Here is a 15,977-nt window from a genome sequence, read left to right as displayed (position 1 = left end):
ATCGACATGGACGGACAGGGCAATCTCGCGGTTCAGCGGCTGGCGCTTTGGAGCATTCCGCTATCGCTCGGCGTCATGGGACTGAAGATGGTGGCTTGGTGGGTTACCGGCTCGGTCGCGCTGCTTTCGGATGGCCTGGAGTCGACCGTTAACGTCGTTGCCGCCCTCATTGCCTATTTCGTCATCCGCTACGCGCAGAGGCCGGCGGATCACGACCATCCGTTCGGGCACCACAAGGCCGAGTACCTCTCAGCGGTGATCGAAGGCGTGCTCATCGTCGTCGCTGCGCTCCTGATCGTCAACGAGGCGATCGGTCACCTGGCGGCGCCGCGCATGCTCGATGCGCCGGCGCTCGGCCTTGCGATCAATTTCGGGGCAGGGGTGATCAACGCCGTCTGGGCGCAGTTGCTGATCCGCACCGGCCGAAAACACCGCTCGGCGGCGCTTGCCGCCGACGGCCAGCATATCATGTCGGACGTCGTGACCTCCGTCGGCGTGCTGATCGGCCTGCTTCTGGCGATCGCGACGGGCTATCCGATCTTCGATCCGATGCTTGCGATCCTCGTCGCCGTCAACATTCTCTATCAGGGCTGGAAGGTGATCTCGCATTCGATCGGCGGGCTGATGGACCAGGCGGTGGAACCGGAGGAAGAGGAGGCCATCAAGCAGGCAATCGCCACGCATGCGGCGGGGTCGATCGGCGTTCACGACCTGAAAACCCGCCGGGCGGGTTCGGTCACCTTCGTCGATTTTCATCTTGTCGTTCCGGCCGCAATGCCGGTAAGGCAGGCGCACGATATCTGCGACCGCCTTGAAGATGCCATCCGCGCGGTGCATCCGGGCGCTAGCATTGCCATTCACGTCGAGCCCGAGGGCGAAAGGGCCCATGGGATCCGCGTCAAAGTTGTAAAGGACGTCTAATGCCGAAAACCGATGTTTCCAGCCTGTCGATGCTGGGAAACGAGACCGAAACAGCCAAGTCGCCGGAAGAGGCGGTGCTGGAGAAGGTGCCGTCAAACCATGCGGGCACCGACTTCGTCGTGCGCTTCACCGCGCCGGAGTTCACCTCGCTCTGCCCGATGACCGGCCAACCGGATTTCGCCCATATCGTCATCGACTACATCCCGAACGCGTGGCTGGTTGAGTCGAAGTCGCTGAAACTCTTCCTGCATTCCTTCCGCAATCACGGCGCCTTCCATGAGGACTGCTCGATCTATATCGCCAAGCGTCTCGTGGAACTGCTCGATCCGAAGTGGCTTCGGATCGGCGCTTATTGGTATCCGCGCGGCGGTATTCCAATCGATGTCTTCTGGCAGACGGGCAAGCCGCCGGAAGGCGTATGGTTGCCCGATCAGGGTGTTGCGACGTATCGCGGCCGCGGCTGACACTTAGGCCGATCGGTCAGACGTCGAAACTATCGTCGCCGGACTGATCGTCTGCGACGTCGTCGTCACTTTTGTAATCGGCCTGCCGGATATCGTTGTCATTGTTATTGTTGTCGTCGTCAGCCTGTGGCTTCTGATCGCCATAATAATTGTTGATGACGGTCTCTTCGGCGGGAGCGCTGGCATTGCCGAAAGGATTGCTGCCGGAAAAAGGCGAGCCCCATCCGAGCGACGACATATGATTGCCGAAGATGCCGCTCAGCGAATTGGCAAGCAGCATGCCGCCTGCCACGCCGGCAGCCGTGCCGAGTGCGCCGCGAAGGAAGCTGCCGCCGGCAGAGGGTGCGCCGGGCTGCGGATCCCAAGGACCGCTCGGCTGCTGCTGCCGAATCGGGCGGACGGGCTCATCATAACCGCGATCCTGCTGGGCTTGGCGGGGCGCATTTCCCCAAGGGCCGGAAGTCTGCGCTGGCTGCTGCGCCTGGCCGGTGCCGAAGATCGAGCTTAGGAACCCGCCACCCTGTTCGGCCTGGTGATGTTCGCTTTCGCCGGCCTCGAGCTGGCGGATGCGCTCTTCCAGTTCCTTGATGTGATTGGCGGCCGCTTCAAGACCCTTTTCCTGGACGATGACGGCCTGCGCCAGATAATAGGTAGTATAGGGCTGCTCGCGCACGCCCTGATCGATGAAGGTCTCCGCTTCGCGATCGCGCGGTGTCGCGGCGGCGGTGCGGACCCTGTCGAAAAGCCCGGTCAGCAATTGGCGTTCTTCCGGTGACATGGCTGTCTTCCTTGTGTCTTTCGTGCGGACATGGCCGCATGAGGATGAGGTAGGAACGGATTTTGGCTTTTCAAAGCCGCGGCGCGTTACATTTCGGTAAGGCGCTCAGACCGGACCCAGACGCGCAGCGGGCCGAGCGATGTGAAGCCGAGCTCCAGCGCATCGCTCAAATCATCACCATGCTCATAGCCGACGACGGGCGTGCCGGGAAAGATCTCCGCCGCCTTCTGCACGAGCCCCGCGCGAATGGCTCGCTTCCTGCTTTTGATGGCAAAGACGTTCGAATGGGCGACCACATCCGCCTGGCGGTTGAGAATTCCGCCGCCTTCGAGCGCTTTGCCCTCGAAGGCGGCGAAAAAGGCGATATCGGGATTGCGCAGCAGCGGTTCGGCGAAGATCGGCGTTGCTTGTGGCGGGTCGCCTGCGCCCCAGGCTTTTTCCCAGAGGTCCAATTCATCCGCCGTTGCGATCCGCTTCCATGTCAGGGACGGATCTTCCGGCGCATGAATCTTGTCCGCCTCGATGCCGAGCCATTCGGCCTCGAACAGGATTTCGAAACCGAGAGGGGCAAGGTTAAGCGCGGCGTAACTGTCCTTGACGCCCCAGCCGCCCTTTCGCGAGCGGATCAGCACCGCTATCGCTTCCTCCTGCTCGCGCGCGGTATCGCCGCCCGTCAGCGTTATGGCGTCCGGATAAAAGCGCGGCGTGCCCTGGCGGTGGAGCCAGAGGGTTGCGGAAAACTCGCCGGGCCCGCCCTGCGCCTCGCAGACGGCATTGCACCAGAGCGCATTGTTGCGGACGGCCGCGCGTAACATTTCCGATGCCATTTTCTCCTCCGCTTCGAGCTCGGCAGAATGCGACCATATCGTCGGTTTGTCATAAGAATATCTTCACCCGTTCCGTGCCTTGCCTTTTTCCCGCATTGTTTTACCCATTGAGTCGCACTATGTGCGAGGAACGCGAGTTCACGTGAGAGAGATTCGAATGAACGACGAAGAACAAGACGACGACAAGACGAAGGAACTGCCGCTCAGCAAGGAAACGGAGGCGAATCTTTTCAAGTCGCGTTCGATCTTCATCTACGGGCCTATCAACCAGGAAATCGCCCAGAAGGTCTGCTCGCAGCTCGTGGCGCTTGCTGCAGCCAGCGACGACGACATCCGTATATATGTCAGTTCGCCCGGTGGTCACGTCGAATCCGGCGATTCGATCCATGACATGGTCAAATTCATCAAGCCGAACGTCTGGATGATCGGCACCGGCTGGGTCGCCTCCGCCGGCGCGCTGATCTACGTCGCGGTACCGAAGGAACGGCGTCTCTGCCTGCCCAACACGCGCTTCCTGCTGCACCAACCCTCCGGTGGCACGCGCGGCATGGCCTCCGACATCGAGATCCAGGCGCGCGAGATCATCAAGATGAACGAGCGCCTGAACAAGATCATGGCGGCTGCCACCGGTCAGCCGATCGAAAAGATCGCCGCCGACACCGACCGCGACTACTGGCTCTCGGCCGAAGAAGCCAAGGCCTACGGCCTGGTTTCGCGAATCATCACTTCGCAGAGCGAGATTTGATTTTCTCCTCTCCCATTAGGGAGGGGCTGAAGGATCTGATGAGGGGCGGCGCGGCAAGCGTCGCCCCTTTTTCTGATCAAAGTTGGAGTTCGCAATCGATCCTGAGGATCGACTGCCCGGCTTCGCCGACCTCATATGCCATGATGGGCATCTTCTCCCCGGAGAGAGGGCGAAACCAGAACGCGGGCATCCGCACTTGCGCGACTCCACCTAATAGGGCTCCATGCGGCTTTCCCGTTCATCCTGAGTCCCGCCATGCTCAAAGACTTTTCCGTCCAGGCACTGTTCATGGGAGTCCTCACTGCCTTTGTCGGCTTCGCCAGTTCCTTTGCGGTTGTCCTGCAAGGGCTGCATGGCGTCGGCGCGACGGACGCCCAGGCGGCGTCGGGGCTTATGGCGCTGTCGATCTCGCTGGGGCTTTGCGCGATCGTGCTCAGCACCGTGACGCGGATGCCCATCAGCACCGCATGGTCCACCCCTGGCGGGGCTCTGCTTGCCAGTACCGGTGTGGTCGAGGGCGGGTTCAATGCGGCGGTAGGAGCGTTTCTGATCTGCGCGCTGCTGATCGTCATCGCCGGCCTGTTCAAGCCGCTCGGCCGGGCGGTTGCCGCCATTCCGGCGCCGCTCGCCAATGCCATGCTCGCGGGCGTGCTGATCGGGTTGTGCTTCGCGCCGGTGAAGGCGATCGCTTTCGATCCGGTGCTCGGACTGCCTATCGTGCTTGCATGGATCGTCGTCGGCGCGTTCAAGCGGCTCTGGGCGGTGCCGGCGGCTCTGGGGGCTTTCGTGCTGATTCTTGCCTTCGGCGTGGACATTCCCGAGGGAGCGCTGGGCTCGATCGGGCAGGCGCTGCTGCCGACCGTCGAGATCGTTACGCCTGTTTTCAACCTGCCGGCTTTCATCTCCATCGCGCTGCCGCTCTTCATCGTCACCATGGCGTCGCAGAACATTCCGGGCATCGCCGTGCTGAAGGTAAATGGCTACGCGCCGAAACCCGGATCGCTCTTCTCGGTAACCGGTCTGTTCTCGGTCGTATCGGCGCCCCTCGGCGGCCATGCGGTCAATCTGGCTGCGATTACCGCGGCGATGTGCGCCGGTCCGGACGCGCATCCGGATCCCGCTCGGCGTTACTGGGCGGTGCTAATCTGCGGCGTCTGCTATCTCATTGTCGGCCCGCTCGCCGGCGTCGTGACGACTTTCGTGGCGCTGGCACCGCCGATCCTGATCCAGGCGGTCGCCGGCCTTGCGCTCGTCGGCGCCTTCTCGGGCTCGGCGATGGCCGCCTTCCAGGCGCCGGAATCGCGGGAGGCCGCGGCGATCACCTTCCTGGTCACTGCGTCGGGTGTTTCCTTCGGCGGAATTTCCGGGGCTTTCTGGGGACTGGTGGCCGGCGGCCTGATGCTGGCGCTGTCGCGTTTTGTGCAAGCGGCAAGAAAATAGGCGGGGGGTTGCCAGTTTTTTGTTCGGCGGCTATAAGCGCGCTTATGAAGACGACTGGCGCAAAGATTTCCGACACCATTGTCCGCGGCCGCGTTGCCCTGCGTGACAATACGCGCGCCCTGACGTCGCTTCTTCTCCTCGGCCTTACGCGCGGTTGCCGGGTCCTTTGAGGAGCGCCCGGCGGCCGAAAGCCCGCTGGCCCATCGCTCCTCGCGACGATTTCCCTGAATATCAAGATAGAGCAACAAGGTCCGTATTTGCTGTCGCAAAGCCTGCTATGATGGGCTAAGACGCGAGGCAAATTGCCGGGACGAGGAAGAAGACAATGGACGCGACGACGCAAATTCCCGCAAAAGGCATGCAATCCGCAGGCGTGAAATACCGCCCGTACCCGCAGGTGAGCATTCCCGATCGCACCTGGCCGACGAAAGTGATCACCAAGGCGCCGGTCTGGTGCTCGGTCGACCTTCGCGACGGCAATCAGGCGCTGGTGGATCCGATGGGTCACGACCGCAAGGCCCGCATGTTCAATCTGCTGCTCGACATGGGCTTCAAGGAAATCGAGATCGGATTTCCGTCCGCCTCGCAGACGGACTTCGACTTCGCGCGCTGGTGCATCGAGGAAGGAAACGTCGCGGACGATGTTTCGCTGCAGGTCCTGGTTCAGTGCCGTCCCGAACTCATCACCCGCACCTTCGAAGCGCTGCAGGGCGCCAACAGGCCGATTGTGCATTTCTACAACTCGACGAGCGAGCTGCAGCGCCGCGTGGTTTTTGCCAAAGACGTGCAGGGCATCAAGCAGATCGCCGTCGATGCGGCGAAGATGATCACTGACATGGCGGCCAAGGCCGGCGGCGGCTACCGCTTCGAATATTCGCCGGAAAGCTTCACGGGCACCGAGCTCGAAGTGGCGCTGGAGATCTGCAACGCCGTCATCGACGTCATGAAGCCAACGGCGGACAACAAGCTGATCATCAACCTGCCGTCCACCGTCGAGATGGCGACGCCAAACGTCTATGCCGATCAGATCGAATGGATGTGCCGCAATCTCGACAATCGCGAGAGCCTGATCGTTTCGCTGCACCCGCATAACGACCGCGGCACCGGCATTGCAGCAGCCGAGCTCGGCCTGCTGGCGGGCGCCGACCGCGTCGAGGGCACGCTTTTCGGCAACGGTGAGCGCACCGGCAACGTCGACGTCGTGACGATGGCGCTCAACATGTTCACCCAGGGCGTCGATCCGGAAATCGACTGCTCGGATATCGAGCGCATAAAGAGCGTTTTCGAATATTCGAACCAGATGGCGATCGGCGAACGCCATCCTTACGTCGGCGAACTGGTATACACCGCGTTTTCCGGCTCGCACCAGGATGCGATCAACAAGGGCATGAAGGCGATCAAGGTCGCCAACCATCCGCTGTGGGAAGTACCCTACCTGCCGATCGATCCGCAGGACGTCGGCCGCTCCTACGAGGCGATCATCCGCATCAACTCGCAGTCCGGCAAGGGCGGCATCGCCTATATCCTGCAGCAGGATTACGGGCTGAACCTGCCGCGCAATCTCCAGGTCGAGTTCCGCGAGGAGATCCAGCGCATCACCGACGAAGAAGGCAAGGAGCTGCCGTCGCGCCGCATCTACGACCGCTTCATCGAGCGCTACGTGACGCAGCCCGAGGGCCGTATCAAATTCGTCGATCACCACACTTTCGCCGATCCCGATCGCAAGGGCGTGCGCGTCGTTGCAGCGGAGATTACCGACAATGGCGAGACGAAGCGTATCGAGGGCCGCGGCAACGGGCCGGTCGACGGCTTCATCAACGCGCTCTCGCACTATCTCGGCATCGAGATGTCGGTCGAAGACTATTCCGAGCACTCGCTGCAGCACGGCTCGAACGCGGCGGCCATCTCCTACGTCGAAACCGCCTATCCCGGTGGCAAGCTCTTCGGCGCCGGCATCAGCACCAATATCGTCGGCGCCTCGCTCGAGGCGATCGTCTCGGCGGCGAACCGGGTGCTTGATGTGAGAGCCGGGAAGAACTGATCGGCGTCGCGCAGCGGGTTCTGCCCGCTGCGCATTTTCGCCGCTCAAGCGGCGATATTTTCATCGCGCGGACGGACGATGCAGTCGGCAATATCGGCGACTTCGTTCAGCGCTTCGGCATGGCGCTGTCCCCATTGGCAGAGCGCCAGCAGCACCGGCTCAAGCCCAAGTCCAAGTTCCGTCGCGGTATATTCGACGCGTGCGGGAACCTCGGCGAAGACCTCGCGCCTCACCAAACCGTGCTCTTCCATCTCGCGCAGCTGTTGGATCAGCACCTTCTGCGTGATCTCCGGCATCAGGCGTTTCAGCTTCGAGAGGCGCTTCGGTCCGCTGATAACGTAATAGAGGATGATTGGCTTCCAGCGCCCCGCGATCACCTTCAGGGCGCGTTCGACGGGCAATTTCGGCAGTTTTTTGATGGGTTCAGCCATGGTCACTTCCTGGTGGGTATGGCACGAAAGAGTGTGTATTCCTGCCGCCAAGCTTACTGGTAAAGCGCTGCTCACGCCATTCAAACGTGAGGTCTGCCCATGAGAGCCGTCCGCTTCAACCATTTCGGTCCGCCTGAGGTCCTGAAAATTGTCGAGGTTCCGAAACCGGTGGCCCGTGAAGGGGAGCTTCTTGTTCGTGTCCGTGCTGCGGGTGTCAATTTCTTCGAGGTGCTGATGCGTGCCGACCGGTATGAGGTGACGCCGGAATTGCCGATGATCCTGGGTGTCGAGGTTGCAGGCATCGTCGAGGCGGTGGGCGAGGAAGCTGATGCCGCTCTCATCGGTGCACACGTCGCCGTTCCGCTTTTTGCGCTTGGACGGGGCGAGGGCTACGCGGAGTACGTCGCCGTGCCAGGAAGCTCAGTGATCCCGATCCCGGATCAATTGTCTTTCGAGGCGGCCGCATCGCTGATGGTGCAAGGGCTGACGGCGCTGCATATGGTGCGCCAGGCGCCGCCGCGGGGCAAAGCCGTTCTTGTCCATGCTGCTGCCGGTGGCGTCGGGTCGCTGCTAGTGCAATTGGCGAAGCGCGAGGGTGCAGGATCGGTCATTGCGACAGCCAGCAGCGCGAAGAAGAGATCGCTGGCGCGCGCGCTCGGCGCGGATTCGGCGATCGACTATACGGCCGACGGCTGGCAGGAAACCATCCGTGAGCAGGCATCCGTCGATCTGATCTATGATACGATTGGCGGCGAGGTGACGCGTGCCTCTCTTGCAACGCTTGCGCCGGGCGGAGAGCTTGTCTTTGCCGCACTGGGCCGCTTCCAGCTTGAGGCGACCGACCTCAACGCCATGTTCAAAAAGAACCAGTCGCTGAAGGGATTTGCCCTGCTGCCTCTATTATCCGAAACGCTGTCGGACGATCTCTCGACGCTGTTTTCACTTGCTGTCTCCGGCGCGTTGACTATCGCGGAGGGCGCAAGTTTCCCGCTGGACAAAGCTGCCGACGCGCATCGCGCCATCGAAAACCGGAGCGTCAGCGGCAAGGTCGTGCTGGTGCCGTAAGCTCAGATCGCGGTTGCGACTTCCATGGCGATCTGGCTGAGCGAGGCTTCGGCGGAAGGGCCTGCCAGAACGTAGGATGTGCCGGCATTGTGCCAGGTGATCAGGCCGATTTCGTCTCTGATCGTTTCCTTGAAGTCCTCGGACTCGGGTGGCTGGGGATCCTTGCGGAAGCAGATCGAGATGAGATCGCCATCAGCGCTCGTATAGACCAGCTGGCCGACCGGTTTTCCGTCGCCAAGAAGTACACGGGCGCCCTGAAAGGTCCAGCCGTCGGCGGACAGGTCAGGCACGCGGAAGGCGACGCCGACCGTTGACGTCAGCCAGTTGGAAATCTCCTCGGCCTGCGTCGAGGGAACCTCGACGATATGCCGTGGCTGGCGGATCATCAGGCGCTGGTAGGCGGTGATGTCGTTCAGCCAGTTCTTGCTGCCGGCGTTGTCATCCACGGCTTGCGTTGTGCCATTGCCCGTGGGAGCGCCGGGGCTTGCGCCGGCGAGATAGCCGATGCCGCAGCCGACGATGAAAAGGATGATCGCCGCGGCCAGCGCCTGCGTGCCGCTGGGCGCAAGCTTCATCGATGGGCGGCTGGTTCTCGGGGCGATCGGCGCCTTGGGCGGCTGAACGCTCTTGATCGAGCGCACGAGCGCCAGCGGAACCGGCTCTTTCAGAATATCGTCCAGTCGGTGGCGGCCGAAATCGGCGCCGTGACGCAACTTGTCGTAAAGCCGGCGTGCACCTTCGTCGGTGGCGAGACGCTGTTCCAGCTCATGCTTCTGCTCCGGCGTCGCTTCCCCGTCGAGAAGGGCGGTCAGCTGGGCGTCAAGCGTCAGTTTCTTGAAATCGGGCAAGGTTCAGTACCTGTGAGGATGGTCGTCGGCGAGGCTTGCGAAGTGCAACCGCGCCGCGGCAAGCTGCGCGGGCACGCTGCCTGCCGATATGCCCATGATGTCGGCGGCCTCCTGATAGGTATGGCCTTCGACAGCGACGAGCAGGAAGACGCTCGAAATGCCCTCGGGCATTTCGGCGAGCATGCGGTGTATGGCATCCGTATCAGCGACGGCTGCGCGGTCGCGCACGGCATCGCGGATGTCCGTGACGTTGCCCTTTGAAGCCGGCCGCGCCTTGCGCTTGCGGCCATCGTCGCTCCATTGCTGGCGGGCGAGCGTGTAAATCCAGCTTTCGAGCCTGCCTTCGCCGCTCCATTGGTGGCTTTTCGCCACCGCGCGCTGACAGACCGCCTGCACCAGATCGTCGGCAGCTGCTGCATCGCCGGCAAGCGTCATCGCGAAGCGCCGCAGCCGCGGGAGCAGTCCCACCAGGTCGCGTCGGATATCGATGGTCGTTACAGGCTGACGCATAGTCTCATTTCATGAATGTGTTCGGGCGAAGCACCCAATGTGGGCTAAGCTTTTTATATCGTGGAAGTGACCTTTATGAAACAATTTTGCACTGCCGCGCAAGAAGAAGACGGCGCGGCCGAAGAATTCCCAAACGTTTTTCTATTGGACGCCGGCGCGGCTCCCGTTTCAATAGGTCCGGTAGCCGTTCAGGCTCTGCAATAGCGCCCGGTAAGCCCAAGTGTTCTCGCCGCCGCGGTCGCGGATTTCGACGAGCTGGACGCGGGCGCCTTGGATGTCTCCTTCTTCGACCAGGGCTTGGCCCATATATGACCGCGCGAGAATGTAGTTCCCATCGGCCTGCAGCGCCTTGCGGTAATACGACATTCCGAGCTCGGTCCGGCCGGCCTTGCGGTTTGCGTAGCCGAGATAGTTCAGGATGCGCGGATCCTTCTGATTCCTGGCGAGATTCAGGACGGTGATGGCGTTCTCATACTGGCCGGCATAGGCGAATTCGCGCGCAGCCTTGAAGAGGTCATCGTCGTTGAAGCTGCTCTTCTTCGGCGCGACGCATTCCTTCTTCTTCTTGTCCCACACCTTGCCGTCGGCGCATTTCGTGGTGGTTTCGGTCTTCGGAGGTGGTTTGGTCTCGTCGCTTTCGTCACCGACAGCGAAGGCCGGTGCCGAGAGCCCGGCTGCAAGACCGAAGGCGAGGATGAGACGGCAGATGCGGTTTGCTGCGGTGCGCATGGATTGCTCCTGGTCGGCGGCAGTTGCGGCCGGATTGTACCGCGGGATTTGGAAATACCAAGGGGAGAAGCATCGCGCAGCGGAAAATCGTGACGGCTTCAGAAAATGATTCAAGAGGCGGCGAAACCGATTCCGCTTTCCTGTCTAAAGCTTGAAAATATCGACACTTTCCGGCGTGACGCCGTCACCCATATCGTTCAAGCTGAAGCGCTCGCCCTGCAGTTCCCAGGCGCCCGGCGAACCGTCGATGCTGAAGAGATTATAGGCGGCGCGGGGCTTCAGGCCGCCCGGTCCCTGCGAGGCGGAGGCGATGCCGACTACAGGCACGGGGCTGGTCTGACCGCGCAGCCAGTGGAGCGTATTGAGGTGCGTATGGCCGTGGAGCACTAGTTCTGCCCCGCCGGTCGAGACGACGGCGGCGAAGCGGCGGATGCCGATCATCCGCTTGTAGAAGGCGGTCGCGCCGCGGATCGGCGGATGATGGATCATGACGACGCGGAAGAGGCCTGCCTCGCCGGCCGCGCGCAGCATGTTGACGGTCTCGCGGGCCTGCCGCTGGCTGAAGAAGCCGCTGGCGGCAAAAGGCGGCGTGGCGACGGCCGTCGAGCAGCCGACGAGCGCGACTTTGCCGCGGACGCGGAGATAGGGAAAGATGTGCTTGTCTTCCTCCCATTCAACTGGGGCGAGATCGCCGCGCACATAGTCATACCAGGCGCGCATGGATTTTTCGTAAGCGCCCGGCACATAGGCGTCGTGGTTGCCGGGAACCACGGAGGTTTCGGCTGGCTCTCCGAGCGCGCGCAGCCAGGCGGCGGCGGAGCGGATCTCGATGCCGCTTGCAAGGTTCACCAGGTCGCCGGTCACCGCGAGGTGGTCCGCATGGCGCGCGCGGATATCGTCCAACAGCAGATCCAGCGTGCCGCCGAAAAGATGCTTGCGCCTATGGCGATGCCAGTTCACAAAGCCGGTGATGCGCTTCGAGAAAAGCTCGCGGAATGAAAGATTTGGAAGCGGACCGAGGTGGATATCCGAGATATGCGCGAGCTTGAACATGCTACGACACATAGACCAGGATAGTTACAAATCAAACACATCCGATTGAACGAAATAGTGAAAACAGAACCATGACGACCAAGGAAATCAGGCCCTGGCAATCCAAGCTGCTGATGCGGATCGTGCATGGTTATTTCGCGCTCGCACGCGGCATGACGATGGGTGTGCGGGCCGCCTGCTTCGATTCGTCGGGGCGGATTTTCCTGGTGCGTCACAGCTATATTCCCGGTTGGCATATGCCGGGCGGCGGGCTGGAGCGCAACGAGACGGCAGAAGAGGCTCTGATCAAGGAACTGCGCGAGGAGGGCAACCTCAGGATCATCGGCAGGCCGCAGCTCTTCCATGTCTATTTCAACGCATCGGCGAGCCGGCGCGACCATGTGGTCTTCTATCGTGCCGAGGTCGAGCAGACGGCGCCGCGCAAGCCGGACATGGAGATCGTCGAATGCGGTTTCTTCGCGCTCGACGATCTGCCGGAGGGTGCGACCGCGGCGACGAGGCGGAGGCTCCGCGAACTGAGTGGCGAAGAGCCCGCCGCTCACTACTGGTAGGATTCAGGCCGCAGCAGCAAGCTTGGCGCGCCCGTGCGCGCCGTCGAGGTCGAGCGCCGGTCCGACCGGCACCACACCCGTCGGGTTGATCGTCTTGTGGCTGCGGTAATAGTGCTGCTTGATGTGGTGGAGGTTCACCGTCTCCTTGACGCCCGGCGTCTGGTAGAGATCGCGCAGGTAGCCCGAAAGGTTCTTGTAGTCTTCGATGCGGCGGATGTTGCATTTGAAGTGGCCGACATAGACGGCATCGAAGCGCGCCAGCGTCGTGAACAGGCGCCAGTCCGCTTCCGTCAGCCGGTCGCCGAAGAGGTAGCGGGTCTTGCCGAGGCGCTCGTCCAGCATGTCCAGCGTTTCGAAAATCTTGACGACATTTTCTTCGTAGGCCTCCTGCGTCGTTGCAAAACCGGCCTTGTAGACGCCGTTGTTGACAGTGTCGTAGACGATTGCGTTCAGCGCATCGATATCGGCGCGAAGATCGACGGGATAGAAATCCATTTTCGACTCCGTCAGGCCGTCGAAGGCGCTGTTGAACATGCGGATGATCTCGGCCGATTCATTGTTGACGATCGTGCCGGTCTTCTTGTCCCAGAGCACGGGAACTGTGACGCGGCCGGAATAATGCGGGTCGGCCTTCACGTAGATCTCCCAGAGGGTCTTTGCTCCGTAAAGATGATCGCCGGTGGCGCCGTCGCCGGATTTGAATTCCCAGCCGTTCTCGGCCATCAGGGGATCGACCACGGAGACGGAGATGATGTTCTCAAGTGTCTTCAGCTTGCGAAAGATCAGCGTACGGTGTGCCCAGGGGCAGGCGAGCGACACATAGAGATGATAACGGTCCGCCTCGGCCTTGAAGCCGCCGATGCCTGTCGGGCCGGCCTCTCCATCGGCCGTGATCCAGTTGCGGAACTGCGAGGCCGCGCGCTTGAAGTGGCCCTTCGTTTCCTTCGTATCGTACCAGACGTCCTGCCAGACGCCGTCAACCAGAATGCCCATGGTGTGCTTCCTTCAAATTCGTCGTTGGCGGCAACATATCGCAGGCGGCCCTTCTTTGCAGGGTGCAAACGCTGAACAGTGCGTCCTGCAGTTTTTCGACGGCCGCATTTTGCGTTGGACGGGGGGAATTTTTCCTGCTATCGGCCTTTTCACATTTTCTCAGGATCCGACTTGATGCCCGCAACCAGAAACCTGCGACGACGCTGATGCTCCCGAACGCCTGAACGGCGTGCTCGAGAATCCATCACTTCCGTCTATCCGGTTTCTGTCTCATCATGCACAAGCACGATCTGGTCTACCTCACCGAGGATGCGTCTCACGACGCGGCTATCGAACACATCAACGAAGAAGCATTCGGCCCCGGCCGGCATACGCGTGCCGCGGCCCGCATCCGCGAACAGGGACCGCACGATCTGTCGCTCTCCTTCATCTGCACCGATGATGGCGAAACGATCGCTTCCGTCAGAATGACGCCGGTCATGGCGGGCGAGGTGAAGGGGCACCTGCTCGGGCCGCTCGCTGTCCGGCCATCGCACAAGAATATGGGCATCGGGCGCGAACTCGTGCGGATCGCGGTGGAGGCGGCAAGGAGCAAGGGCTCCGAGGCCGTCATCCTCGTCGGCGATCCGCCTTACTATTGCCCGCTCGGCTTCGAGAGGGTCGCCTACAACGCGCTCGCCTTTCCGGGTCCGGTCGATCCCGCCCGCGTTCTCGCCGTTCCGATTGCCGAAAATGCGCATCAGCGTCTCAAGGGTATAATCGGCTGGCGTGCATAGGTCATATGTTCTATCGCTGATTACCCCGGAACCTCACTTGGCGCGAGATTTCGGCAGCTTGGTGGAGGGCGATATGAGTGGAATTTCGATGGACGAGGCGCTGAATCGCGCCGGGACAGGCGCCTTTCAGCGGGGGCTGATGGCGATTTTTGGGCTTGTATGGGCGGCCGACGCCATGCAGGTGCTCGCCGTCGGCTTTACGGCCGCTTCGATCGCCGCCACGTTCCAGCTGACGGTCCCGCAGGCGCTGCAGACCGGCACGCTTTTCTTCCTCGGCATGCTGATCGGGGCCGTCGTTTTCGGTCGGCTTGCCGACAAGGTGGGTCGACGCTCCGTGCTGATCCTGACGGTCGGCTGCGATGCCTTGTTCGGCACGCTTTCGATCTTTGCGCCGGATTTCACCAGCCTGCTCGTTTTGCGTTTCCTGACGGGGATGGCGGTTGGCGGCACGTTGCCGGTCGATTATGCGATGATGGCGGAGTTCCTGCCGGCAAAGAACCGCGGCCGCTGGCTCGTCGTGCTCGAAGGCTTCTGGGCGGTCGGCACGCTGATCGTCGCGCTTGCCGCATGGGCTGCGAGCGTCGCCGGCGTTGCCGATGCGTGGCGCTACATCTTCGCCGTGACGGCGTTGCCTGCCATCCTTGGCATCGGGCTCCGTTTCTTCGTACCGGAATCGCCGCTCTATCTGTTGCGGACCGGCCATGCGGAAGAAGCCAAGGCGATCGTCAACCGCATGCTGAAGCGCAACGGCAGGCCGCAGCTTGCCGCCGCCGAGCAGATTGTGCCGGTTACGCATGCGGCTTCCGAGGGCATCTTCTCCGCCTCGCTTCGCCGCCGTAGCCTGATGATCCTGGCGATATGGTTCCTCGTCTCGGTGTCCTATTACGGCGTGTTCACCTGGATGCCCGCCAGGCTTGCCGGCGAGGGCTTCGGTTTCGTGCGCGGCTACGGCTTTCTCGTCTTCGTGGCGCTCGCCCAAATACCGGGCTATGCGCTTGCTGCCTATGGCGTCGAAAAGTGGGGACGGCGGCCGACGCTGATCGGCTTCTGCCTGCTTTCGGCGGCGGGATGCCTGCTCTTCGTGCTTTCGCCGGACGATACGTTGATCGGTGCATCGCTGCTGATCATGAGTTTCGCGCTGCTCGGTACCTGGGGCGCGCTCTACGCCTATACGCCGGAGCTTTACCCGACGGGATCGCGCGCCACCGGGATGGGAGCCGCAGGCGCAATGGCCCGGCTCGGCGGGCTTGCCGCACCGTCGCTGATGGCATTCGTCGTGTCGCTGGGGCTCGGCGTCGCCATCGGGCTGTTTGCAGCGCTGCTGGTCATCGCTGCCATCGCAGCGCTGGTGATCGATGCGGAAACACGGCGAGTCTCGCTCGCCTAACCAAGGTTCTTGCGCAGGAAGCTCCGTGTCCGGCCTTTCGGAAACTGCGGCAGGTCGCCGAAGATTTCATAGCCCGCCTGCTGGTAGGTGTGCAGCGCCTGCGGATTGAACGTATCGATCCATGCGCCGTGGCAGCCGCGGGCTTTTGCCTCTTCCTCTGCCGCAGCGAGGATCTTTCCGGCCATGCCTTTGCCGCGCTGGGTTTCCGGAATGTAGAGGGTCTGCGTAAAGAGCCAGCCCCATGCGGTGTAGCCCGAAAGTCCACCTGTCACCTTGCCGTCGGTATCGCGGATGAGGACGGCGAGCGGCTTGCGTTCCCAAGCGCCGACGTCCTCCGTGTTGAAGGCGCTGAGCGCATCCTGGATGATGGCAAGGTCCTCTGGGGAGGGCGATGCTGTCAGCTCGAATTCCGGCATGG

17 protein-coding genes and 1 pseudogene are annotated in these 15,977 nt (G+C 62.0%); 9 read left to right on the top strand and 9 right to left on the bottom strand.

What is annotated here, in order from left to right:
- The first annotated feature begins 6 nt into the window (after positions 1 to 6).
- Together emfA and queF are read left to right on the top strand one after the other, a co-directional pair.
- Complete coding sequence (gene emfA, locus N2599_RS11785) at positions 7 to 921, top strand: CDF family cation efflux transporter EmfA (RefSeq protein ID WP_027508325.1); 915 nt, start codon at positions 7 to 9, stop codon at positions 919 to 921.
- A complete protein-coding gene (gene queF / locus N2599_RS11780; RefSeq protein WP_027508326.1) occupies positions 921 to 1,385 on the top strand; it encodes a preQ(1) synthase in 465 nt (154 codons plus the stop codon). The genes emfA and queF overlap by 1 nt, the downstream gene beginning before the upstream one ends.
- Before the next feature lie 16 nt (positions 1,386 to 1,401).
- Here queF and N2599_RS11775 read toward each other — a convergent pair whose 3' ends face one another.
- Together N2599_RS11775 and N2599_RS11770 are read right to left on the bottom strand one after the other, a co-directional pair.
- Positions 1,402 to 2,163, bottom strand: a complete 762-nt coding sequence (locus N2599_RS11775) for a DUF2076 domain-containing protein (RefSeq protein WP_027508327.1) — start codon at positions 2,161 to 2,163, stop codon at positions 1,402 to 1,404.
- An 86-nt stretch (positions 2,164 to 2,249) separates the two neighbouring features.
- A complete protein-coding gene (locus N2599_RS11770; RefSeq protein WP_027508328.1) occupies positions 2,250 to 2,990 on the bottom strand; it encodes a hypothetical protein in 741 nt (246 codons plus the stop codon).
- 157 nt (positions 2,991 to 3,147) lie between these two features.
- Between N2599_RS11770 and N2599_RS11765 the strand changes: the two genes are divergently transcribed.
- The 3 genes from N2599_RS11765 to leuA all read left to right on the top strand — a co-directional run bounded on the left by N2599_RS11765 (position 3,148) and on the right by leuA (position 7,216).
- Positions 3,148 to 3,735: an ATP-dependent Clp protease proteolytic subunit gene (locus N2599_RS11765; RefSeq protein WP_027508329.1), complete on the top strand. Its 588-nt coding sequence runs from the start codon at positions 3,148 to 3,150 to the stop codon at positions 3,733 to 3,735.
- A gap of 255 nt (positions 3,736 to 3,990) precedes the next feature.
- Positions 3,991 to 5,175: a benzoate/H(+) symporter BenE family transporter gene (locus tag N2599_RS11760; protein ID WP_027508330.1), complete on the top strand. Its 1,185-nt coding sequence runs from the start codon at positions 3,991 to 3,993 to the stop codon at positions 5,173 to 5,175.
- A gap of 325 nt (positions 5,176 to 5,500) precedes the next feature.
- Positions 5,501 to 7,216: a 2-isopropylmalate synthase gene (leuA, locus tag N2599_RS11755; protein ID WP_027508331.1), complete on the top strand. Its 1,716-nt coding sequence runs from the start codon at positions 5,501 to 5,503 to the stop codon at positions 7,214 to 7,216.
- Between the two features lie 44 nt (positions 7,217 to 7,260).
- Here leuA and N2599_RS11750 read toward each other — a convergent pair.
- Positions 7,261 to 7,744 (bottom strand): annotated as a pseudogene (locus N2599_RS11750) (winged helix-turn-helix transcriptional regulator); the annotation flags it as partial.
- A 2-nt stretch (positions 7,745 to 7,746) separates the two neighbouring features.
- Here N2599_RS11750 and N2599_RS11745 point away from each other — a divergent pair.
- On the top strand, positions 7,747 to 8,712 hold the full coding sequence (locus tag N2599_RS11745) for a quinone oxidoreductase family protein (protein ID WP_027508333.1): 966 nt from the start codon (positions 7,747 to 7,749) through the stop codon (positions 8,710 to 8,712).
- Positions 8,713 to 8,714: 2 nt separating this feature from the next.
- Here the strand turns inward: N2599_RS11745 and N2599_RS11740 are convergent, their stop codons facing one another.
- The 4 genes from N2599_RS11740 to N2599_RS11725 form a co-directional block, all read right to left on the bottom strand.
- Positions 8,715 to 9,560 carry an anti-sigma factor family protein gene (locus tag N2599_RS11740; RefSeq protein ID WP_027508334.1) on the bottom strand — a complete coding sequence of 282 codons (846 nt, stop codon included), beginning with the start codon at positions 9,558 to 9,560 and terminating at the stop codon, positions 8,715 to 8,717.
- Positions 9,561 to 9,563: 3 nt separating this feature from the next.
- The gene (locus N2599_RS11735; protein ID WP_027508335.1) at positions 9,564 to 10,070 is read right to left on the bottom strand and encodes an RNA polymerase sigma factor; all 507 of its coding nucleotides are present in this window, start codon (positions 10,068 to 10,070) and stop codon (positions 9,564 to 9,566) included.
- A 168-nt stretch (positions 10,071 to 10,238) separates the two neighbouring features.
- The gene (locus tag N2599_RS11730; RefSeq protein WP_027508336.1) at positions 10,239 to 10,799 is read right to left on the bottom strand and encodes a tetratricopeptide repeat protein; all 561 of its coding nucleotides are present in this window, start codon (positions 10,797 to 10,799) and stop codon (positions 10,239 to 10,241) included.
- Positions 10,800 to 10,943: 144 nt separating this feature from the next.
- Positions 10,944 to 11,852: a metallophosphoesterase family protein gene (locus N2599_RS11725; protein ID WP_027508337.1), complete on the bottom strand. Its 909-nt coding sequence runs from the start codon at positions 11,850 to 11,852 to the stop codon at positions 10,944 to 10,946.
- A gap of 71 nt (positions 11,853 to 11,923) precedes the next feature.
- Between N2599_RS11725 and N2599_RS11720 the strand changes: the two genes are divergently transcribed.
- Entirely contained in the window at positions 11,924 to 12,403 is a 480-nt protein-coding gene (locus N2599_RS11720) for an NUDIX domain-containing protein (protein WP_027508338.1), read from the top strand.
- Between the two features lie 3 nt (positions 12,404 to 12,406).
- Here N2599_RS11720 and N2599_RS11715 read toward each other — a convergent pair whose 3' ends face one another.
- Complete coding sequence (locus tag N2599_RS11715) at positions 12,407 to 13,396, bottom strand: glutathione S-transferase family protein (RefSeq protein ID WP_027508339.1); 990 nt, start codon at positions 13,394 to 13,396, stop codon at positions 12,407 to 12,409.
- A gap of 275 nt (positions 13,397 to 13,671) precedes the next feature.
- On the opposite strand from N2599_RS11715, the gene N2599_RS11710 reads away from it, so the two are divergent.
- Both N2599_RS11710 and N2599_RS11705 read left to right on the top strand, forming a co-directional pair.
- Positions 13,672 to 14,172 carry a GNAT family N-acetyltransferase gene (locus tag N2599_RS11710; RefSeq protein ID WP_027508340.1) on the top strand — a complete coding sequence of 167 codons (501 nt, stop codon included), beginning with the start codon at positions 13,672 to 13,674 and terminating at the stop codon, positions 14,170 to 14,172.
- A 73-nt stretch (positions 14,173 to 14,245) separates the two neighbouring features.
- A complete protein-coding gene (locus N2599_RS11705; RefSeq protein ID WP_027508341.1) occupies positions 14,246 to 15,559 on the top strand; it encodes an MFS transporter in 1,314 nt (437 codons plus the stop codon).
- Here N2599_RS11705 and N2599_RS11700 read toward each other — a convergent pair.
- Positions 15,556 to 15,975 (bottom strand): GNAT family N-acetyltransferase, encoded by a 420-nt coding sequence (locus tag N2599_RS11700; RefSeq protein ID WP_027508342.1) that lies wholly within the window; start codon positions 15,973 to 15,975, stop codon positions 15,556 to 15,558. The genes N2599_RS11705 and N2599_RS11700 overlap by 4 nt on opposite strands.
- Positions 15,976 to 15,977 lie beyond the last annotated feature (2 nt).

Origin of the sequence: Rhizobium sullae, assembly GCF_025200715.1 — a bacterium.
Taxonomy (GTDB): Bacteria; Pseudomonadota; Alphaproteobacteria; order Rhizobiales; family Rhizobiaceae; genus Rhizobium; species Rhizobium sullae.
The sequence above is the reverse complement of the archived record's forward strand: the minus strand, read 5'-3'. Positions and strand labels throughout refer to the sequence as shown.

What these genes read in the sequence shown, in the direction of transcription:
- N2599_RS11720 (WP_027508338.1), top strand. Translation starts at nt 11,924, where the DNA reads ATGACGACCAAGGAAATCAGGCCCTGGCAATCCAAGCTGCTGATGCGG.
- N2599_RS11735 (WP_027508335.1), bottom strand. Translation starts at nt 10,070, where the DNA reads ATGCGTCAGCCTGTAACGACCATCGATATCCGACGCGACCTGGTGGGA.
- N2599_RS11725 (WP_027508337.1), bottom strand. Translation starts at nt 11,852, where the DNA reads ATGTTCAAGCTCGCGCATATCTCGGATATCCACCTCGGTCCGCTTCCA.
- N2599_RS11710 (WP_027508340.1), top strand. Translation starts at nt 13,672, where the DNA reads ATGCACAAGCACGATCTGGTCTACCTCACCGAGGATGCGTCTCACGAC.
- N2599_RS11770 (WP_027508328.1), bottom strand. Translation starts at nt 2,990, where the DNA reads ATGGCATCGGAAATGTTACGCGCGGCCGTCCGCAACAATGCGCTCTGG.
- N2599_RS11765 (WP_027508329.1), top strand. Translation starts at nt 3,148, where the DNA reads ATGAACGACGAAGAACAAGACGACGACAAGACGAAGGAACTGCCGCTC.
- emfA (WP_027508325.1), top strand. Translation starts at nt 7, where the DNA reads ATGGACGGACAGGGCAATCTCGCGGTTCAGCGGCTGGCGCTTTGGAGC.
- N2599_RS11745 (WP_027508333.1), top strand. Translation starts at nt 7,747, where the DNA reads ATGAGAGCCGTCCGCTTCAACCATTTCGGTCCGCCTGAGGTCCTGAAA.
- queF (WP_027508326.1), top strand. Translation starts at nt 921, where the DNA reads ATGCCGAAAACCGATGTTTCCAGCCTGTCGATGCTGGGAAACGAGACC.
- N2599_RS11715 (WP_027508339.1), bottom strand. Translation starts at nt 13,396, where the DNA reads ATGGGCATTCTGGTTGACGGCGTCTGGCAGGACGTCTGGTACGATACG.
- N2599_RS11775 (WP_027508327.1), bottom strand. Translation starts at nt 2,163, where the DNA reads ATGTCACCGGAAGAACGCCAATTGCTGACCGGGCTTTTCGACAGGGTC.
- leuA (WP_027508331.1), top strand. Translation starts at nt 5,501, where the DNA reads ATGGACGCGACGACGCAAATTCCCGCAAAAGGCATGCAATCCGCAGGC.
- N2599_RS11760 (WP_027508330.1), top strand. Translation starts at nt 3,991, where the DNA reads ATGCTCAAAGACTTTTCCGTCCAGGCACTGTTCATGGGAGTCCTCACT.
- N2599_RS11705 (WP_027508341.1), top strand. Translation starts at nt 14,246, where the DNA reads ATGAGTGGAATTTCGATGGACGAGGCGCTGAATCGCGCCGGGACAGGC.
- N2599_RS11730 (WP_027508336.1), bottom strand. Translation starts at nt 10,799, where the DNA reads ATGCGCACCGCAGCAAACCGCATCTGCCGTCTCATCCTCGCCTTCGGT.
- N2599_RS11700 (WP_027508342.1), bottom strand. Translation starts at nt 15,975, where the DNA reads ATGCCGGAATTCGAGCTGACAGCATCGCCCTCCCCAGAGGACCTTGCC.